This is a genomic window from Pseudomonas sp. JBR1 (assembly GCF_028198185.1).
GTDB lineage: Bacteria > Pseudomonadota > Gammaproteobacteria > Pseudomonadales > Pseudomonadaceae > Chryseomonas > Chryseomonas oryzihabitans_E.
Genome location: NZ_CP116340.1, coordinates 837,215 through 853,028, shown reverse-complemented (window position 1 = coordinate 853,028; position 15,814 = coordinate 837,215). Strand labels below are relative to the sequence as shown.

The 15,814-nt window shown below is 62.7% G+C and carries 16 protein-coding genes; 5 read left to right on the top strand and 11 right to left on the bottom strand.

What is annotated here, in order from left to right:
• The first annotated feature begins 104 nt into the window (after nucleotides 1-104).
• Entirely contained in the window at nucleotides 105-1,010 is a 906-nt protein-coding gene (locus PJ259_RS04080) for an AraC family transcriptional regulator (protein WP_271654823.1), read from the top strand.
• A 93-nt stretch (nucleotides 1,011-1,103) separates the two neighbouring features.
• Here the strand turns inward: PJ259_RS04080 and mgrA are convergent, their stop codons facing one another.
• From mgrA to PJ259_RS04050, 6 genes are all read right to left on the bottom strand, one after another.
• Complete coding sequence (gene mgrA, locus PJ259_RS04075) at nucleotides 1,104-2,141, bottom strand: L-glyceraldehyde 3-phosphate reductase (RefSeq protein ID WP_271654822.1); 1,038 nt, start codon at nucleotides 2,139-2,141, stop codon at nucleotides 1,104-1,106.
• A 699-nt stretch (nucleotides 2,142-2,840) separates the two neighbouring features.
• Complete coding sequence (locus tag PJ259_RS04070; RefSeq protein WP_271654821.1) at nucleotides 2,841-3,815, bottom strand: biotin-dependent carboxyltransferase family protein; 975 nt, start codon at nucleotides 3,813-3,815, stop codon at nucleotides 2,841-2,843.
• On the bottom strand, nucleotides 3,812-4,684 hold the full coding sequence (locus tag PJ259_RS04065; RefSeq protein ID WP_271654820.1) for a 5-oxoprolinase subunit B family protein: 873 nt from the start codon (nucleotides 4,682-4,684) through the stop codon (nucleotides 3,812-3,814). The genes PJ259_RS04070 and PJ259_RS04065 overlap by 4 nt, the downstream gene beginning before the upstream one ends.
• Nucleotides 4,681-6,033, bottom strand: a complete 1,353-nt coding sequence (locus PJ259_RS04060; RefSeq protein WP_442964886.1) for an acetyl-CoA carboxylase biotin carboxylase subunit — start codon at nucleotides 6,031-6,033, stop codon at nucleotides 4,681-4,683. The genes PJ259_RS04065 and PJ259_RS04060 overlap by 4 nt, the downstream gene beginning before the upstream one ends.
• A 17-nt stretch (nucleotides 6,034-6,050) precedes the next feature.
• Entirely contained in the window at nucleotides 6,051-6,302 is a 252-nt protein-coding gene (locus tag PJ259_RS04055; protein ID WP_271654818.1) for an acetyl-CoA carboxylase, read from the bottom strand.
• Nucleotides 6,303-6,395: 93 nt separating this feature from the next.
• Nucleotides 6,396-7,160, bottom strand: coding sequence for a 5-oxoprolinase subunit PxpA (locus PJ259_RS04050; RefSeq protein ID WP_271654817.1), 765 nt, complete (start codon nucleotides 7,158-7,160; stop codon nucleotides 6,396-6,398).
• A gap of 117 nt (nucleotides 7,161-7,277) precedes the next feature.
• Here PJ259_RS04050 and PJ259_RS04045 point away from each other — a divergent pair, with 117 nt between their 5' ends.
• The 3 genes from PJ259_RS04045 (at nucleotide 7,278) to PJ259_RS04035 (ending at nucleotide 9,927) form a co-directional block, all read left to right on the top strand.
• Nucleotides 7,278-8,195: a LysR family transcriptional regulator gene (locus PJ259_RS04045; RefSeq protein WP_271654816.1), complete on the top strand. Its 918-nt coding sequence runs from the start codon at nucleotides 7,278-7,280 to the stop codon at nucleotides 8,193-8,195.
• A 197-nt stretch (nucleotides 8,196-8,392) separates the two neighbouring features.
• A complete protein-coding gene (locus tag PJ259_RS04040) occupies nucleotides 8,393-8,644 on the top strand; it encodes a helix-turn-helix domain-containing protein (RefSeq protein ID WP_271654815.1) in 252 nt (83 codons plus the stop codon).
• Nucleotides 8,641-9,927 carry a HipA domain-containing protein gene (locus PJ259_RS04035; protein WP_271654814.1) on the top strand — a complete coding sequence of 429 codons (1,287 nt, stop codon included), beginning with the start codon at nucleotides 8,641-8,643 and terminating at the stop codon, nucleotides 9,925-9,927. The genes PJ259_RS04040 and PJ259_RS04035 overlap by 4 nt, the downstream gene beginning before the upstream one ends.
• A 9-nt stretch (nucleotides 9,928-9,936) precedes the next feature.
• Here the strand turns inward: PJ259_RS04035 and PJ259_RS04030 are convergent, their stop codons facing one another.
• Nucleotides 9,937-10,335, bottom strand: coding sequence for a hypothetical protein (locus PJ259_RS04030; RefSeq protein ID WP_271654813.1), 399 nt, complete (start codon nucleotides 10,333-10,335; stop codon nucleotides 9,937-9,939).
• A 34-nt stretch (nucleotides 10,336-10,369) separates the two neighbouring features.
• Nucleotides 10,370-11,383: a 1-aminocyclopropane-1-carboxylate deaminase gene (locus PJ259_RS04025; RefSeq protein WP_271654812.1), complete on the bottom strand. Its 1,014-nt coding sequence runs from the start codon at nucleotides 11,381-11,383 to the stop codon at nucleotides 10,370-10,372.
• Nucleotides 11,384-11,542: 159 nt separating this feature from the next.
• Between PJ259_RS04025 and PJ259_RS04020 the strand changes: the two genes are divergently transcribed.
• Complete coding sequence (locus PJ259_RS04020) at nucleotides 11,543-12,013, top strand: Lrp/AsnC family transcriptional regulator (protein WP_271654811.1); 471 nt, start codon at nucleotides 11,543-11,545, stop codon at nucleotides 12,011-12,013.
• Nucleotides 12,014-12,115: 102 nt separating this feature from the next.
• On the opposite strand, the gene PJ259_RS04015 is transcribed toward PJ259_RS04020, so the two are convergent.
• The 3 genes from PJ259_RS04015 to PJ259_RS04005 all read right to left on the bottom strand — a co-directional run bounded on the left by PJ259_RS04015 (nucleotide 12,116) and on the right by PJ259_RS04005 (nucleotide 15,730).
• Nucleotides 12,116-13,492, bottom strand: a complete 1,377-nt coding sequence (locus PJ259_RS04015; RefSeq protein WP_133861701.1) for a GntP family permease — start codon at nucleotides 13,490-13,492, stop codon at nucleotides 12,116-12,118.
• An 89-nt stretch (nucleotides 13,493-13,581) separates the two neighbouring features.
• Nucleotides 13,582-14,412, bottom strand: coding sequence for an amidohydrolase family protein (locus tag PJ259_RS04010; protein WP_271654810.1), 831 nt, complete (start codon nucleotides 14,410-14,412; stop codon nucleotides 13,582-13,584).
• A gap of 28 nt (nucleotides 14,413-14,440) precedes the next feature.
• Nucleotides 14,441-15,730, bottom strand: coding sequence for an MFS transporter (locus PJ259_RS04005; RefSeq protein WP_271654809.1), 1,290 nt, complete (start codon nucleotides 15,728-15,730; stop codon nucleotides 14,441-14,443).
• Nucleotides 15,731-15,814 lie beyond the last annotated feature (84 nt).

The following is a 15,814-nucleotide window of genomic DNA, read 5'->3' as shown; positions in this document are numbered from 1 at the left end:
GTGCCGATACTTTTTTGACCGGCAGTGCCTAGGTATCGCAGATCAAAAAAGCATCGATAGGCTCAGACAGGATAGAACGGCCCATAACAAGCAGAGGTGGCACCATGAAGGCTTCCGCCTTCCTCGAAGCGCGGCCGGCAGAGCTGGAAGTGATCCTGTCCGCGCCCGACCAGAGCTTTCGCTGGTACGAGCACGACTATCCCTATGCCTTGGCGCGCTGGAATCACCATCCGGAATATGAGATCCATCTGATTCGCCAGGGTAGCGGACGGCTACTGGCCGGCGACTATGTCGGGCCGTTCGCGGCCGGCCACGTGGCCATGATCGGTCCTGACCTGCCGCACGATTGGATTGGTGATCTGCCGCCCGGTGAGGTATTGACCGGTCGTGACGTGGTCATCCAGTTCAACGGCGAGCTGTTGCGCTCGCTGAGCGCCTTGGCTCCCGAGCTTGGCGACTATCTACCTTTGCTGGAACAGGCCAGACGCGGTCTGGAATTCAGCGGCGGCACGGCCCGGCAGGCCGCCGAACTGATCGAGGAGATCGGCCAGGTACAGGGCGCCGCACGGCTGCTCAAGCTCTTCGCGTTACTTGGCTTGCTGGTCAAGGCGCCGGCCAGCGAGATGTCGGTCTTGGCGAGTGCCTGTTATGCACCGGCCCTGGATGCCCGCAGTTCCGCACGTGTCCATCAGGCGTTCGACTATCTGCTGAGCGAACTCACCGAGGATATCCGGCTGCCGGTGATCGCCAAGCGCGTTGGCATGAGCGAGGCAGGCTTTTCGCGGTTTTTCAAGAAAGTCACGGGCCACGGCTTCATCGAACTGGCGCGCAAGCTGCGTATTCAGCGGGCCTGTCGTTTGCTGCTGCAGGCGGAGCTGTCCATCGCGACCATCTGCTTCGAGGTGGGTTACGCCAATCTGTCCAACTTCAACCGGCATTTCCGGAACGAGATGGGACAGACGCCGAGTCAGTATCGACGGGCACTGGTCGGGAGCAGACGCCAGCCGTGAGCCGAATGGGCGAGGGCGGGTGAGGGTGGTTGCGTCTCAAGCTGGACGCTGGCGTACCTGATCGTCGAACGGCCAGGTACGCCAGATAGCGGCTTATTCCGCGCTGGACGGCTTCGCCCAAAGGTTGATGTCGCCTTCGACCGCATGGGTATCGATTTCGGCCAGTTCCTCGGCGGTAAAGGCCAGGTTGTCCAAGGCCGCCACGTTTTCCACGATCTGCTCAGGCCGACTGGCACCGATCAGGGCACTGGTAATGCGCGGATCGCGCAGGGTCCAGGCCAGGGCCAGCTGCGCCAGGCTCTGGCCACGGCGCTTGGCGATGGCATCCAGGGCACGGACCCGGGCCAGGTTCTCGGCAGACAGATGACCTTGCTGCAGTGACTGGCCACCGGGCTGGTTGACCCGGGCTTCCGCTGGTACGCCGTTGAGGTACTTGTCGGTCAACAGCCCCTGGGCCAGCGGCGTGAAGGCGATTACGCCACTGCCGATTTCCTCGGTCGCATCCAGCAGATCCTTTTCGATCCAGCGATTGAGCAGGTTGTAGGCCGGCTGATGAATCAGCAGCGGGATCTTCCAGTCGGCCAGCAGCTTGGCCATTTCGCGGGTCTTGGTTCCCGAATAGGAGCTGATGCCGATATAGAGCGCCTTGCCTTGCTGGACCGCCGTGGCCAAGGCGCTGGCGGTTTCCTCCAGCGGCGTGTGCTCATCGAATCGGTGGGAATAGAAGATGTCGACGTAATCCAGCCCCAGGCGCTTGAGGCTCTGGTCCAGACTGGCCAGGACGTATTTGCGCGAGCCGCCACCTTGGCCATAGGGGCCGGGCCACATGTCCCAGCCGGCCTTGCTGGAGATGATGAGCTCGTCGCGGTAGGCGGCGAAGTCTTCACGCATCAGCCGACCGAAATTGATCTCGGCGCTGCCGTAAGGCGGACCGTAATTGTTGGCCAGGTCGAAGTGATTGATGCCCAGGTCGAAGGCGGTGCGCAGCAAGGCGCGTTGGCGATCCAGCGGCGTGGTGTCGCCAAAGTTGTGCCACAGACCCAGGGACAGCGCCGGCAGCACGAGACCGCTGCGGCCGACGCGGCGGTAAGGAATACGGTCATAACGATCGGATGCGGCTTGATAAGCCATTTAAAACTCCTCGGGATGAAATAGTTGTTGGAAGCCCAGGACGTTCGCGCATGGTGACACAGCAGAGGCGCGACAACCGAAACGAGGTCCGGCGAAAAGACGCTATCCGATTAAAGCGGGCGACGACGTCTTGCACAAACGAGTGCTGCGGAATTTGCGGTCCGAATCCCTGGAGGCGCAATGTCAGGCAAAATGGCCAGATCGTAGGAAATGGAAGAAAGCAGCCAACGTGAAAAGGCAGACACTCGGTGCAACGCTCCATAACCACAAATTCGCATAATGTATATTATGTTAAATTGGATATGGAACGGTGCTGCCCTCTGTCCTTTGCATCCAATTAGGCCACTGCCTTTCTCCCTTACTGCCAGACCAGCCTCGGCTTTGACTTCCCTACCCTGACATTGTCGATCGGCTTGTTTTCATTGCGGCGATTGCTGCTTGTGACGAATCTTCGCTGTGCGAACAAAACCGTCTTTGGCTTGCGAGGTTGCCTTCGCTAGTCAGGCCGCTGAAGAATCGCTGGACCTCTACACAGCTGCAGAACAATTTCCCGCCGGCATCCAATATCACCCGCACGCATCGCTGCTCAGCTTTTCTACTCAAGATCGTTCAGCGACGATCCTGAAGACGTGCCGGTTACCGACCGCGTCTTCAGGATCTTTCAGTTCACCGCTGAGCGTTCTGGCTGCTTGCCGCCAGTCATCCTGCCAAGGCCTGCTCCAGGCGCTGCAAACGTTCCTGGTAAACCCGACGCGCCGCTAATGCATCTTCCAGCGTTACGGAGACAAAGCGTGCCTTCTGATTCGGCTGCAGCTGGCCGATCAGGTCCAAGTCACTGCTGATGACCGTGCCAATCATGGCGTAGCCGCCACCCGACACGGCGTCTCGGTGCAGGACGATGGGTTCGAGGCCCGCCGGTACCTGGATCGACCCAATGGGATAACAGCTGTCGACGATATTGGACGGATCCGAGCCGGCCCCAAAGGGTTGCTCGCGTGGCGTGAATTCCAGCGGTCGGCCGCCCTTGAAGCGATAACCGATGCGGTCGGCTTCGGAGCCTACTGTCCAGGTATCGGCGAAAAAGGCTTCGGCCGCGTCCGCGGTCAGGCGGTGATGGTAGAGACCCGGCACGACACGCAGGATCACCTCGCCACCGCAAGCCGGCACCAGATCGCCTGGCAACGGGGCTCCAGGCTTGGCGCCTGTCGGCGGGGTTCCGACAGTCAATTCGTCTCCTGCGGCGAGACGTCTACCCTGGAAGCCACCGAGCCCACCCAAGGTATAGGTCGAGCGACTGCCCAGCATCTCGGGCACGTCGAAGCCTCCGGCCACCGCCAGATAGCCACGGGCGCCGGCCTTGAGATAATCGAACTTGAGCACCTGACCCGCTCGCACGGGGAAGGCCTCATCCAAGGGCATCTCGGCGCCGTCCAGGCGTGGCGTCATGCGCGCGCCGCTCAGGGCGACCAAGGCATCTTCGGCGAATTGCAGCTCCGGTCCGAGCAAGGTGCATTCCAATGCCGCAGCGCCGGCGGCATTACCCACCAGCAGATTGGCGACGCGCAAGGCATAGCTGTCCATGGCACCAGACGGCGGGATGCCCAGGTGATAGTAGCCTTCGCGACCGAGATCCTGGATCGAGGTGGCCAGGCCGGGTTTGAGTACCTTGATCATGCGGGCTCCTCCATCAGGGTGCGCGGATAGCCACGGGGATCGTCGAGAAAGGCGTCAAGGGAAAAGTCCACCGGACGGATATTAAGGGTGAAGCTACCCTCCTCTACCTCGGCCAGCATCCGGTCGTATTCGGCACGGTCGATGGCGCGGAAGCGGACGATGTCGCCGGGCCGGAAGAACACCATGTGCTCCTGCAGATAGTCGAGACGTTGGGCTGGATCGTAGATGGGCGCCGGCGTCACGCCGAACATCTGGTAGCCACCAGCGCCGCGTACCGAATAGATGCAGCCGAAGCAGCCGCCGTGACCGAGGGTCTGCTTGGGTGTATCGGTACGTGGCCGCAGGTATTTGGGTACCTGCAGCTGGCGCTCGCGCTCCACCATCTGGAACATGAACGGCAGTCCGGCCACGAAGCCCACCATGGACACGAACCAGGGCGCGCCGCTGTGGGCCGCGATAAAGGCCTCGACATCGGCCAGGCCGTTGATGCGGGCCGCATATTCCAAGTCCGTGGCGGACGGATCCTGGTGGCGATCGCGAAAGCGCATCAGCGTCTCGTGGGTCCAGGGATCGTTGTAGAGCACCGGGATCTCGATCATGCGGGTGGCCAGTTGGCGCTCGGCTACTGCCAGGGCCTCTACACCCTGGACCGCCGCCAATAGCTGGTCGGGCGGCAGCACATCGGGATCGAAACGGATCTGAAAGGAGGCGTTGGCCAGGCAGATGTCGTGGATGCCTGGCAGCTGCAGCTCCTGCACCGCGCGGGTCATGGCCAGGCCGCGGAAAAAGGCTTCCAGGGACATGCTTTCGGACACTTCGACGAACAGGTGCTCGTCGCCGCCGAAGCTGTAGCGGATATCGGTCGTCATGCGGGAATCTCCTCGGCCAGCCAGTGTTCCAGGGTACCGGTATCGAAGCGGGCTTCAATCACCCAGGGCTCGTCCAGCAGGCGTCGATGCAGGGTTGCGGTGGTAGCCATGCCGGTGAGGCGCAGTTCGTCCAGCGCCTGACGCGCACGGGCCAGCGCCTCGCGACGGTCGGCGCCGTGGGCAATTAGCTTGGCCAGTAGCGAATCGTAGTACGGTGGTACCCGGTACCCTGCATACAGATGACTGTCGACGCGAATGCCCGCGCCACGCGGCCACTGGAGACGCTCGACCGTCCCGGGACTGGGAAAGAAATTGCGCGCCGGGTCCTCGGCGTTGAGTCTCAGCTCGATGGCGGCACCCTGCAGGTAGATATCCTCTTGGCGCAGCGCCAGAGGTTCGCCCGCGGCGATGCGCAGCATGGCCTGGACCAGGTCGATGCCGGTGACCATCTCGCTGATCGGGTGCTCCACCTGGATACGGGTGTTCATCTCGATGAAGTAGAACTCGCCACTGGCTTCATCGAACAGGTATTCCAGGGTGCCTGCGCCGCGATAGCCAAGGCTTTCGGCCAGCCGTACCGCACTGGCACAGAGGGTTTCGCGTTGCGCGGCGGTCAGAACCGGTGACGGCGCCTCCTCCATGAGTTTCTGGCGACGGCGCTGCAGTGAACATTCGCGTTCGAACAGATGCACCGCGCGCTGACCATCACCCAGGATCTGTACCTCTATATGGCGGGCACGCTCGATGAAGCGTTCCAGATAGAGGGCGCCGCTGCCAAAGGCGCTCTGGGCCTCGCGCTGGGCGATGGGAAATTCCCGGGCCAGCTCGTTGGCATCCCGGGCCAGACGGATGCCCCGGCCTCCTCCGCCTGCCGAAGCCTTGATCAGCAAGGGGTAGCCCACGGCCTCGGCGGCGACCACAGCGGCGTCTATATCGACCGGCTCGGTTTCAGAACCGGGTACCACGGGGACGCCAGCGGCCAAGGCGGTCCGTCGCGCCTCGGCCTTGTCGCCCATGCGGCGGATGATGTCGCCCGAAGGGCCGACGAAGATGGCACCCGCCTCCTCCACCGCGTCGGCGAAGGCAGCGTTCTCGGCAAGAAAACCGTAGCCGGGATGGACCGCATCGGCGCCACTGTCCCGCAGGGCAGCGAGCAGCGCCTCGATATTCAGGTAACTGCGATCCGCCCGCGCCGGGCCGATCACCACCACGGCGTCGGCCTGCCGAGCTGCCAGCGAATCCTGATCAGCCTCGCTGCAGGCCAGTACGGTTTCGATGTTCAGGGCCTTGGCAGCGCGCAGGATGCGCACGGCGATCTCGCCACGATTGGCGATCAGCAGACGGCGGATCCCCCCTGCCGCCGAGCTCACGAGGCCGCTCCGGTCAGGGTAGCCAGCAACTGACCCGGCTCGACCGGATCACCGTCCTCGACCGCGAAAGCCGCCAGGGTCCCATCGACTTCGGCATGGACCTCCGAGAATTGCTTCATCACTTCGACGAGACCGATCACGGTGCCGGCGGTGACGGTTTCGCCGACATCCACATAGGGCGCGGCATCGGGCGTGGGTTTGCGATAGAACGTCCCGGGCAGGGGTGAAAGCACCGAATGTTCGGCCATGACGATTCCTCTTCTAGGCGATGTTGTCGGAAAGGCAGGCGTAGCTAAGAGCAGGAGGACCCGGCGTCTTGGCGCCGGTGTCCGCGTGGAAAACTAGCGGGCGCCAGGGGCGCGGATGGCGATACCGGCGGCCTCCAGGCGCTGACGGATGGCCTGGGCCAGGCCCAGCGCCCCGGGGGTGTCGCTGTGCAGGCAGATGGATTCGAAGGCCACCTCGACCTCCCCCCCCTCCACCGTGGAGACCCTTCCCTGCTGGCAGGCTCTGAGCACCCGTTCGGCCACCGCCTGGGGATCCAGCGCGCCCATGCGCCGGACCAGGACGATGGAGCCGCTGGCGTCGTAGTCGCGATCGGCATAGAACTCGCGCACCAGGGGCTGACCCAGCTCGCGACCGATTCGCCAGGTGGCCGAATCGGGCAGGCAATAGAGCAGCAGGCCGGGTTCGAGCCGTTGCAGCGTCTCCACCAGCAGCAGGGCCGCCGCCTCGTCCCGCGCCAGGTGCATGAACAGCGCGCCATGGGGCTTGAGGTGTTGTAGCCGCAGACCATGCAGCCGGGCGAATTCACGCAGGGCGCCGAGCTGGTAGACGATGTCGGCCACCAGCTCTTCAGCGGACATCTGCAACGGACGGCGACCGAAGCCCACCAGATCGCGATAGCCCGGATGGGCACCGATGGCCACTTGGCGCGTTTTGGCCTGTAGCACGGTGCGCTGCATGAGACTGGGATCACCGGCATGGAAGCCGGTGGCGATGTTGGCGGAGCTGACCAGGTCGAGCAGTTGGTCGTCCACCCCGTCGCCCAGCGTCCAGGCGCCGAAGCCCTCGCCCATGTCGGAATTGAAATCCACTTCGATCATTGCGGTCTTCCTGGCAGCGGTGCGTTGTCCTCGACCTTAGGACTGCCCTGCCCCCTTGGGAAGATTTATTATCCAAAGCCCAGCGTTCGGAAAAATTGATACCCAAGGACGATCGCCATGGCCCTTACCCTGCGTCAGCTGCGTTACTTCACCGCGACCGCCGAACTGGGGCAGATTTCCCAGGCAGCCATTCACCTGAACATTTCCCAGTCGGCCGTTACCAGTGCCATTCAGGAGCTGGAGAGTTTGCTGGGCGCCAGTTTGTTCGTCCGCTCGGCCCAGGGCATGGCGCTGACCGATGCCGGTCGGCACTTCCTCAATCATGCCTACGGCATCCTGCGCGGGGTCGACGACGCCCTGAGCAGCGCCCTGCCCGACCACCGTGCCAGCGGTGAACTGCGGATCGCCGCCAGCTACACGGTGATCGGCTACTTCCTGCCCCACCACCTGCAACGCCTGGCGCAGCTCTATCCCGAAGTGCGGGTAGCGGTCCACGAGCAGGAGCGTCAGGCCATCGAGGAAGCCCTGCTGGACAAGCGCATCGATATGGCGGTGGTGCTCACCGCCAACCTGACCCACGAGGACATCGTTTCCGAAACGCTGTTCAACTCCGAGCGCCGCCTCTGGCTACCCAGCGGCCATCCGCTACGGGACCATCCCAACGTCAGCCTGGCCGACGTCGCCCGCGAGCCTTATATCCTGCTTACCGTCGACGAGGCCGAACAGAGCGCGAGGCGCTATTGGCGCCAGGCGGGTCATGAGCCCCAGGTACTGCTGCGCACCAGTTCGGTAGAAGCGGTGCGCAGCATGGTGGCCAATGGCAGCGGCGTGGCCATCCTCTCCGACCTGGTCTATCGTCCTTGGTCGCTGGAAGGCAAGCGGCTGGAAACGCGTACGCTGGTGGAGCCCATCACGCCGATGAGCGTGGGCCTGGCTTGGCACCGTGAACGGCCGTTGACGCCAGCCATGCAGGCCTTTCGCAGCTACTTCCACAGTGCTTTTCTCGCGCCCCAGCAGATAGGGGCGCGGCGTTGACGTCGAGCCTGATTTGAGCGGGTCCGTTCAAACGGCACTTCGATCGATAAGGTGACTGTGTCGAGCCACGAAATCCTCACGGTCGAAAGGATTCTAGGGAATATCCTATCGACTTTAGCAGAATCCTCATGATCGTAAGGATTGTGTAGAATCAACCTACGGCGGTAAGATAGTCCTCACGCTCGTGAGGATAAATCATGCAAGTGATACTCAAGAATGCCGCTGCTCTGGGACCCCTCGTTCGCCAGGCGCGCAAGGCTCAGGCGCTACGTCAGGACGACGCCGCGGGCAGTCTTGGCGTCAGCGAAAACTTCCTTGGCAAGGTCGAACGCGGCGGTGAAAGCGTTCAGTGGGGCAAGCTGTTTCAGGTGCTCGAAGGCCTAGGCGTGCGCCTGATCGTGGATCTGCCCCCTGAGGTGGACCTCCTCTCAGATGCCCGCAAACCATGAGGCGTGAACTGCTGGCCTGGATCGACGACCGGTTGGTAGGTCGGTTACGGGACGAGAACGGTATCTGGTCCTTCCAGTATGGGCCCGATTGGCAGGCCTTCGCGCTCTGCCCGCAGCTCCCCCTGCAGTCCGGGCCAATAATCGACGGCAGCTCGCAGCGGCCGGTGCAGTGGTACTTCGACAACCTACTTCCCGAAGAAGGCCAGCGACACCTACTCGCCCAGGATGCCTGCCTTGATGCGGCCGATGCCTTCGCGCTCCTGAGCTGGTACGGCGCCGAATCCGCCGGCTCTCTCACCCTGCTCGCCGACGGCCAGCACCTTCCACCCGGAGATCGTCGCCCCCTGAGCGATGCCGACCTCTCCCGGAGGATCCACGCCATGCCGCAGTTGCCGCTGACCCATGAAGCGCACAAACGCATGTCGCTGGCCGGCGCCCAACACAAGCTGGCGGTAATCCTCGATGAGCAGGGGCTGCAGGAGCCGGTGGGGGCCTGGCCCTCGACCCATATCCTCAAGCCGGATCACCCTCACGAGGCCTTCGCTCATTCGGTGATCAACGAGTGGTACACCATGCGCCTGGCGGGTACCGTGGGACTGATCGTTCCTGTCGTCGAGCGGCGCTACGTACCCGAACCGGTCTATCTGATCGAGCGCTTCGACCGGGTCCATACGGCCCGGGGCTGGCAGCGGCAGCATGGCATCGACGCCTGCCAGGTGCTGGGGCTGGACCGTCACTTCAAGTACCAGGCCGGTAGCCTGGAGCGCCTGGCCGAGTTGGCCCGGCTGTGCGTGGCACCTGCCGTGACCCGTACGCGGCTGTTCAACTGGCTGGCCTTCAACGTGCTGGTGGGCAATACCGACGCCCATTTGAAGAACCTGGGCTTCCTGGTCTCCCCGCGTGGCCTGACCCTGGCGCCCTGCTACGACCTGCTCTGCACCGCCGTCTATGAGAGCCGTGCGTTCGATCAGCAGCGCTGGCCGGATGCGACCACCCTCGCCTGGCCGATCCTGGGTGAAAGCCGCCTGGCTGCCATCGACCGCGAGCGGTTGCTGGATGCCGCCGAGGCCCTAGGTATCAAGCGCTCGCCAGCGGCTGCCCAGTTGCAGCGGCTGCGTCAGCGCCTGCCGCAACAAGCTCAACTCCTGCTGGAACGGACCGAGCAGGAGAACCAGGTCCTGGCCAGCGCGCGACCGGAGCTGCGGGCCATCTTTGCCGGCGAGTTGCGTTGCCTGCGCGCGATCAAGGCGCTGATTGTCGAACAGGTCGAACGACTGGCGTGACGGACAGGGTCAAAGCGGCAACACCGCTAGTAGGCGTTCACGCCTGAGTTGTCGCAGCCGCGCGATCAACTCGCTCGTGGGGGTAGCGGTCGAGAAATGCTGCAGCCGTTGACCCGCGACCGATCCCAGCCACTCCAGCTCGCTCGCGCCTTCCGGCTCGACGACCAGCAGCAGGCAATCGCTCCCCAGGCGGGACAGCAGCCCCACGATCCGGCTGTGCGGGCCACGCGCCAGCCAATCCTCATGCAGACGGGCAGCCTCCTCCAGTTGCAACACGGGCAGGTCGCTGCAACCCGGTAGGCCGGTACGTAATTCAACTGTCACCGCCGGTTCGAGACCGCCATGCAGGATGACCAGCGCCACGGCCGGTCGGAGGTCCTCTACCGCTGTCCAGGGCTGGATCGTCATGCCGGACCTCCTGGTGACCGGACGTCGCCTGGGTTCAGGCGAAGGCGTTGTGGTAGGCGTTGAGCGCTGGTGCTCCCCCGAGGTGAACATAGAGCACCCGGCTGCCCTTGGCGATCTCGCCGCTGCGCGCCATGGCGATCAGCCCAGCCATGGATTTGCCCTCGTAGACCGGGTCGGTGAGCATCCCCTCCATCTGCGCGGTGTAGCGGATCGCTTCTACCGTAGGTGCGTCCGGCAAGCCGTAGTCAGGACCGCAGAAGCGCGGATCAATGATGACGTCCTCGTCTCTGATCTCCTGCTTGAGACCGATCATCTCTGCGGTGTTGCGCGCGATCTTGGTCACGGCGGCGCGGGTCATCTCGGCGTCCGCCGCCGTGTCGATGCCGATCAGGCGGCGTTCCCGCTCCTGGGCGCGAAAGCCCACCACCATGCCGCCCTGGGTAGAACCGGTACAGGTGGCTGTCACCACGGTATCGAAAAAGAGGCCCTGCTCACGTTCCTGGGCAGCCAGTTCATCGGTGAAATGAGCATAGCCGAGGCCGCCCAGGGGATGGTCCGAGGCACCGGCGGGAATGGCATAGGGCTTGCCGCCTTCGCGACGTACCTCGTCCAGCGCGCGCTCCCAGGTCGCCTTCACCGCGGTGGAATAGCCCTCGCCTTCCAGCAGCGTCTGGGCGCCCATCAGGCGCGACAGCAGAATGTTGCCGACCTTGTCGTAGACCGGATCATCCCACTTGGTCCACTCCTCCTGGACCAACCGGCACTTGAGGCCGAGCACGGCGGCGACGGCCGCCACCTGGCGCGTGTGGTTGGACTGGATATTGCCGATGGAGACCAGGGTGTCACAGCCCTGCGCCAGGGCATCGGCGGCCAGCCATTCCAGCTTGCGCACCTTGTTGCCGCCATAGGCGAGACCGGAGGAAACGTCGTCACGCTTGGCCCAGAGTTCGATACCAAGGTCCTTCGACATGCGCTCCAGCTTGTGCAGGGGCGATGGGAAGTAACCGAGCTTGACGCGGGGAAAACGCTTTTCGAGATCCAGGGACATAGCAGCGACTCCAGTGGTGAGAGAACGCCTTCAATGCTAGGGAAAACCCTGAAAAAGGTGCTTTCGAATGAGCGGTACGAAATCTGCTTTCCTTTTGAAGGACTCCCAGAATCCGCATGGATGTTCCTCCAATAACCGCTTTCCAAGGAGAATCTTTCGATGAGCGAAGCTGCGGAACTGACCTCGGTAGAACGCAAGATCCTGCGCGCCCTGCAGCAGGACGGCCGGCTGAGCAATGCCGAGCTGGCCCGCCAGGTTGCCCTGAGCCCGAGCGCCTGCTGGAACCACACGCGCAGGCTGTTCGAGAGCGGCGTCATCACCAGCGTCAGGGCCCATGTGGACCCCAAGGCGGTGCAACGAGAAACCGCGGTACTGGTAGGCGTGGTGCTGGACAGATCGACCCCGGATTCCTTTCAGGCCTTCGAAGCGGCCGCCCGCGCCCTGCCCCCGGTGCTGGAGTGTTACCTAGTGGCCGGCGACGTCGACTACTTCATCAAGCTCAGGGTCAAGGACATCGCCGCCTTCAATCGCCTGCACAGCGAACGGCTGATCGCCCTGCCCGGCGTGCGCCAGGTGCGCACCTTTTTTGTGCTGAACGAAGTCAAGACCGAGGGGCTGTTGCCTATCTGAACAGGTGGGTGGCGCCTAGGGAGGGACGGGTGCCGAGCGGCGCCCGTTCAGATAAGGGGTTTCACAGAGGGCGGCGTCCTGATTTGACGCCGCCTCAGGCCATTACACGACCACGTTCAACAGCAACACCACGATCAAACCGACCACGGCGACGATCGATTGCACCACCGAAATAGTCTTGGTGGCTTCGCCCATCGTCATGCCGAAGGATTCCTTCACCATCCAGAAACCTGCATGGTTGGCGTAGTTGAAGAACAGCGAGCCGCAGCCAATGGACAAGGCCAGCAGCGGCAGGTTGAGGCTGGGATCGGCACCGGCAAGCGGCGCCAGCAAGCCGGCAGCCCCTACGATACCGACCGTGGCGGAACCGGTAGAGACCGAAAGCAACATGGCGATCAACCAGCCGAGGACCAGCGGAGGGAACGCCGACTGCTGAGTCAGGTGGACAATCGCATCGCCCACCTTGGCGCTGGTCAGCAGCTGCTGAAAGGCACCGCCGCCAGCGATGATCATGATGATCGAGGCGATTGGCTTGAGGCTCTTGCCCAGCGATTCGCGCAATTGCTCCGCATCGCCGCCGCGCGCGAGTACCAGACTCGCGCCGGCGAACAGCACGCCCAGCAGCATCGCTATCAGCGGATTGCCGAGGAAACCAGCCATTTTCAGCAGCGCATTGTCCTTGGCCAATACCATCTCTGCGACGGCATGGATCAGCATCAGGATCGCCGGCAGCAAGGCTGCCAGCACGCCAAGGTATACGCTGGGGCCTGGTTTATCGTCGGCTTTTTCAGCCAGGGTGAACTGATCCAGCAACACCTGATCGGGCCGAGTGCTCATGCGCGGGGAAATGAAAGCGCCATACAGTGGGCCGCCCAGGATCATCGCCGGGATAGCCGCCAGGAAACCATAGAGCATGGTCGGCCCGACCGAGGTTTTCAGCGCGGCGATGGCCGTCAACGGGCCAGGGTGCGGCGGGACCATACCGTGCATCGCGGCCAGTGCGGCAATCACCGGAACGCCCACATAGACATAGGCTGAACCCTTGAAGCGCGCCTGACTTTCCAGCTTGCGCGCCACGCTGAAGATCAGCGGCAGCATGATCACCAGGCCGACCTCGAAAAACATCGGAATGCCGATCACGAACGCGACCATCATCATCGCCCACGGAATCATCCGATCCGATGTGCGCCTGAGGATGACCGCGGCAATCTGCTCGGTGACGCCGGCGTCCGCAAGTATCTTGCCGAGCATCGCCCCCAGCGCGATGACCACCCCCACAGCCCCCAGTGTCTTGCCGGCGCCGGTGACCAGCTGGGAGACGATGCGATCTGGCTCCATACCGGTTGCAAAGCCTACGCCGACGGAAACCACCAGCAACGCCAACAGCGGGTGCATTTTGAGGCGCGAGACGATCAGCACTACCAGCACCACGACGCTGATCAATGCAGTCAGTAACAGATCTATATCTAAGGGAGTCATGAAAGGTTCTCGGTTGGGCTGGTGCCAAACTCTTGTAGGAGGGTGAAATGAATGGCCTCTGCAACGGCCAGGTTGCAGCGTTCGTCTTCCTAGAAACCAAATAACCTGCGAGGCGCGTTCACCAGCAGCGCGGCGCTGGCTTGCGCGGAGAGCTCCAGGGCTTGCAACTGGTCGACGACGGTGGCGAAGTCAACGCTTTGCTCATGCTGGGTATGCGGCCAGTCGCTGCCCCATACCAACTGATGCAGGCCAACGCTTTTTTCCAGCAACGGTAATGCCCTTCGAGCGAAATCAATGTTCTGTCGTGGCGTACCTCCCAGACGATAGATTCCCGATACCTTGATCCAGATCGAGCCTTTCGATCCGGCCTCAAGCAACTCGCCAAAACCGGGCTGATCGAGACCCGCATTCGCGTCCGGCCGCCCCAGGTGATCGATCACCAATTTCACCCCGAACGGCGTCAATTGCCGGATCAAGCCCGGCAGATCCCTGACTTCCCGGTGCAACTCGACATGCCAGTCGAGATCGGCGATATCGCTGAAAAACCCTTGCCAGGCACTGTCACGAAAATCAGGTAACGCCTTGCCGATCAGGTTCAGGCGCACGCCGACCACGCCCAGTTGCGCCATGTCGTTCAAGGTAGAACGACTGATGCCTGGCTCCAGCACGACCACACCACGCAACTGCTGAGGTGCTTGCTTCAACGCCGCCAACAGGTAGCTGTTGTCGGTGCCAAGGAAACTTGGTTGCACCAGGACACCGTGACTCAGACCTTGGGTTTGCAAATGCGCAAGGTACTGGTCGAGCGTGGCGTCGTACTCAGGACTATAGCGGCGTGCACCGATCAGCTGCAGATCACGGCTGAACACATGGGCATGGGCGTCAATGCCGGTGATCGACTTGGAGCGGGGAGCTGACATGGGTTTTATCTACTGAAGGTTGGGACCATCACGCCCGAGCGCGCTGATTGCCGTTGATAGTGGCCGGAACGGCGGTGGCATTGGCTTCAAGATCCCTGCCCCGGGTTTCAGGCAGGCAAAGTGCGGCAAGCACCCCCACGCCGTAGGCGATTCCGGCATCGATACCGATCGCCGAACCCAGGGACATGGAATCACTCATGTGCCCGACCAGGAATGGAAATACAGCGGACAGCACCCGGCCAAAGTTGTAGCAAAAGCCAACGCCGGCGCCGCGTACATCGGCCGGGTAAAGTTCGTTGAAGAACGCTCCCAGACTGGCCGGAATACCGGCGGCGAAGAACCCTAGCGGGAACCCCAGGAACAGCATCTGCGTATTGGTCAGCGGCAAAAACACGTAGCACTGCACCGTGACCACGCAGCACAAGGCAAAGAGCACGATGTTTTTTCGACGGCCAATGCGATCGATCAAATAACCGCTGGCCACACAACCACACCAGAAGGCGAGGATGATCACCGCCAGATAGCCGCCCGAGTTCAGCACAGACAGATTGCGCTCGGTCTTGAGGAAAGTCGGTAACCAGGTCATTACCGCGTGATAGCCACCGTGCGCGCCCAGTCCCAGCAGCCCGCCAAACAGCGTCACGCGAAGCAGTTCCGGGCGAAAAATGCCCGCGAGCGACGTGAAGAAACCCTGCGGAATGGCGTTGCCTTCTTGCAGACGCCGGAAGCTGTCCGGCTCCTCAACGTTACGGCGTACCCAGAAGATCAGGAACGACGGCAGCAACCCGACAAGGAACATCACACGCCAGGCCATGTCCTGCGGCACAGAGGTATAGATCAGCGTGAACACCCCGACCGCCAGGCCCCAACCCACCGCCCAGGCACTTTGTACAGTGCCCATGACCTTGCCGCGATAGCGCGGATTGATCGTCTCGGCCATCAGCACCGCGCCGGCCGCCCACTCCCCGCCAAGCCCGAAACCCTGCAGCGCCTTGACCACCAACAGCTGATTGAAGCCCGTGACGAAAGCCGAGAGAAAGGTGAAGAACGAGAACCACAAAATCATCGACTGCAAGGTGCGTACACGGCCGTAGCGGTCAGACAATGTCCCACCTACCCAGCCACCGAGTGCCGAGGTGACGAGGGTAACGCCGCTGATCAATCCGGCATCGCCCTTGGTCAGCGCGAAAGCGGCGATCAGCGCCGGAATCGCCAGACCGAACATCTGTACTTCCAAGGCGTCGAGTGACCATCCGCCGAAGCAGGCCCAAAATGTCTTGCGCTCACGAGGAGTGATTTGGCGATACCAGCTGAACATGAGTCTTATCCTTATAGGTGTTACGCAAGGCAGCCGACGGCCAACCCCACCGCGACAGGGTCGACGTTGGCAACCAAACAAGCA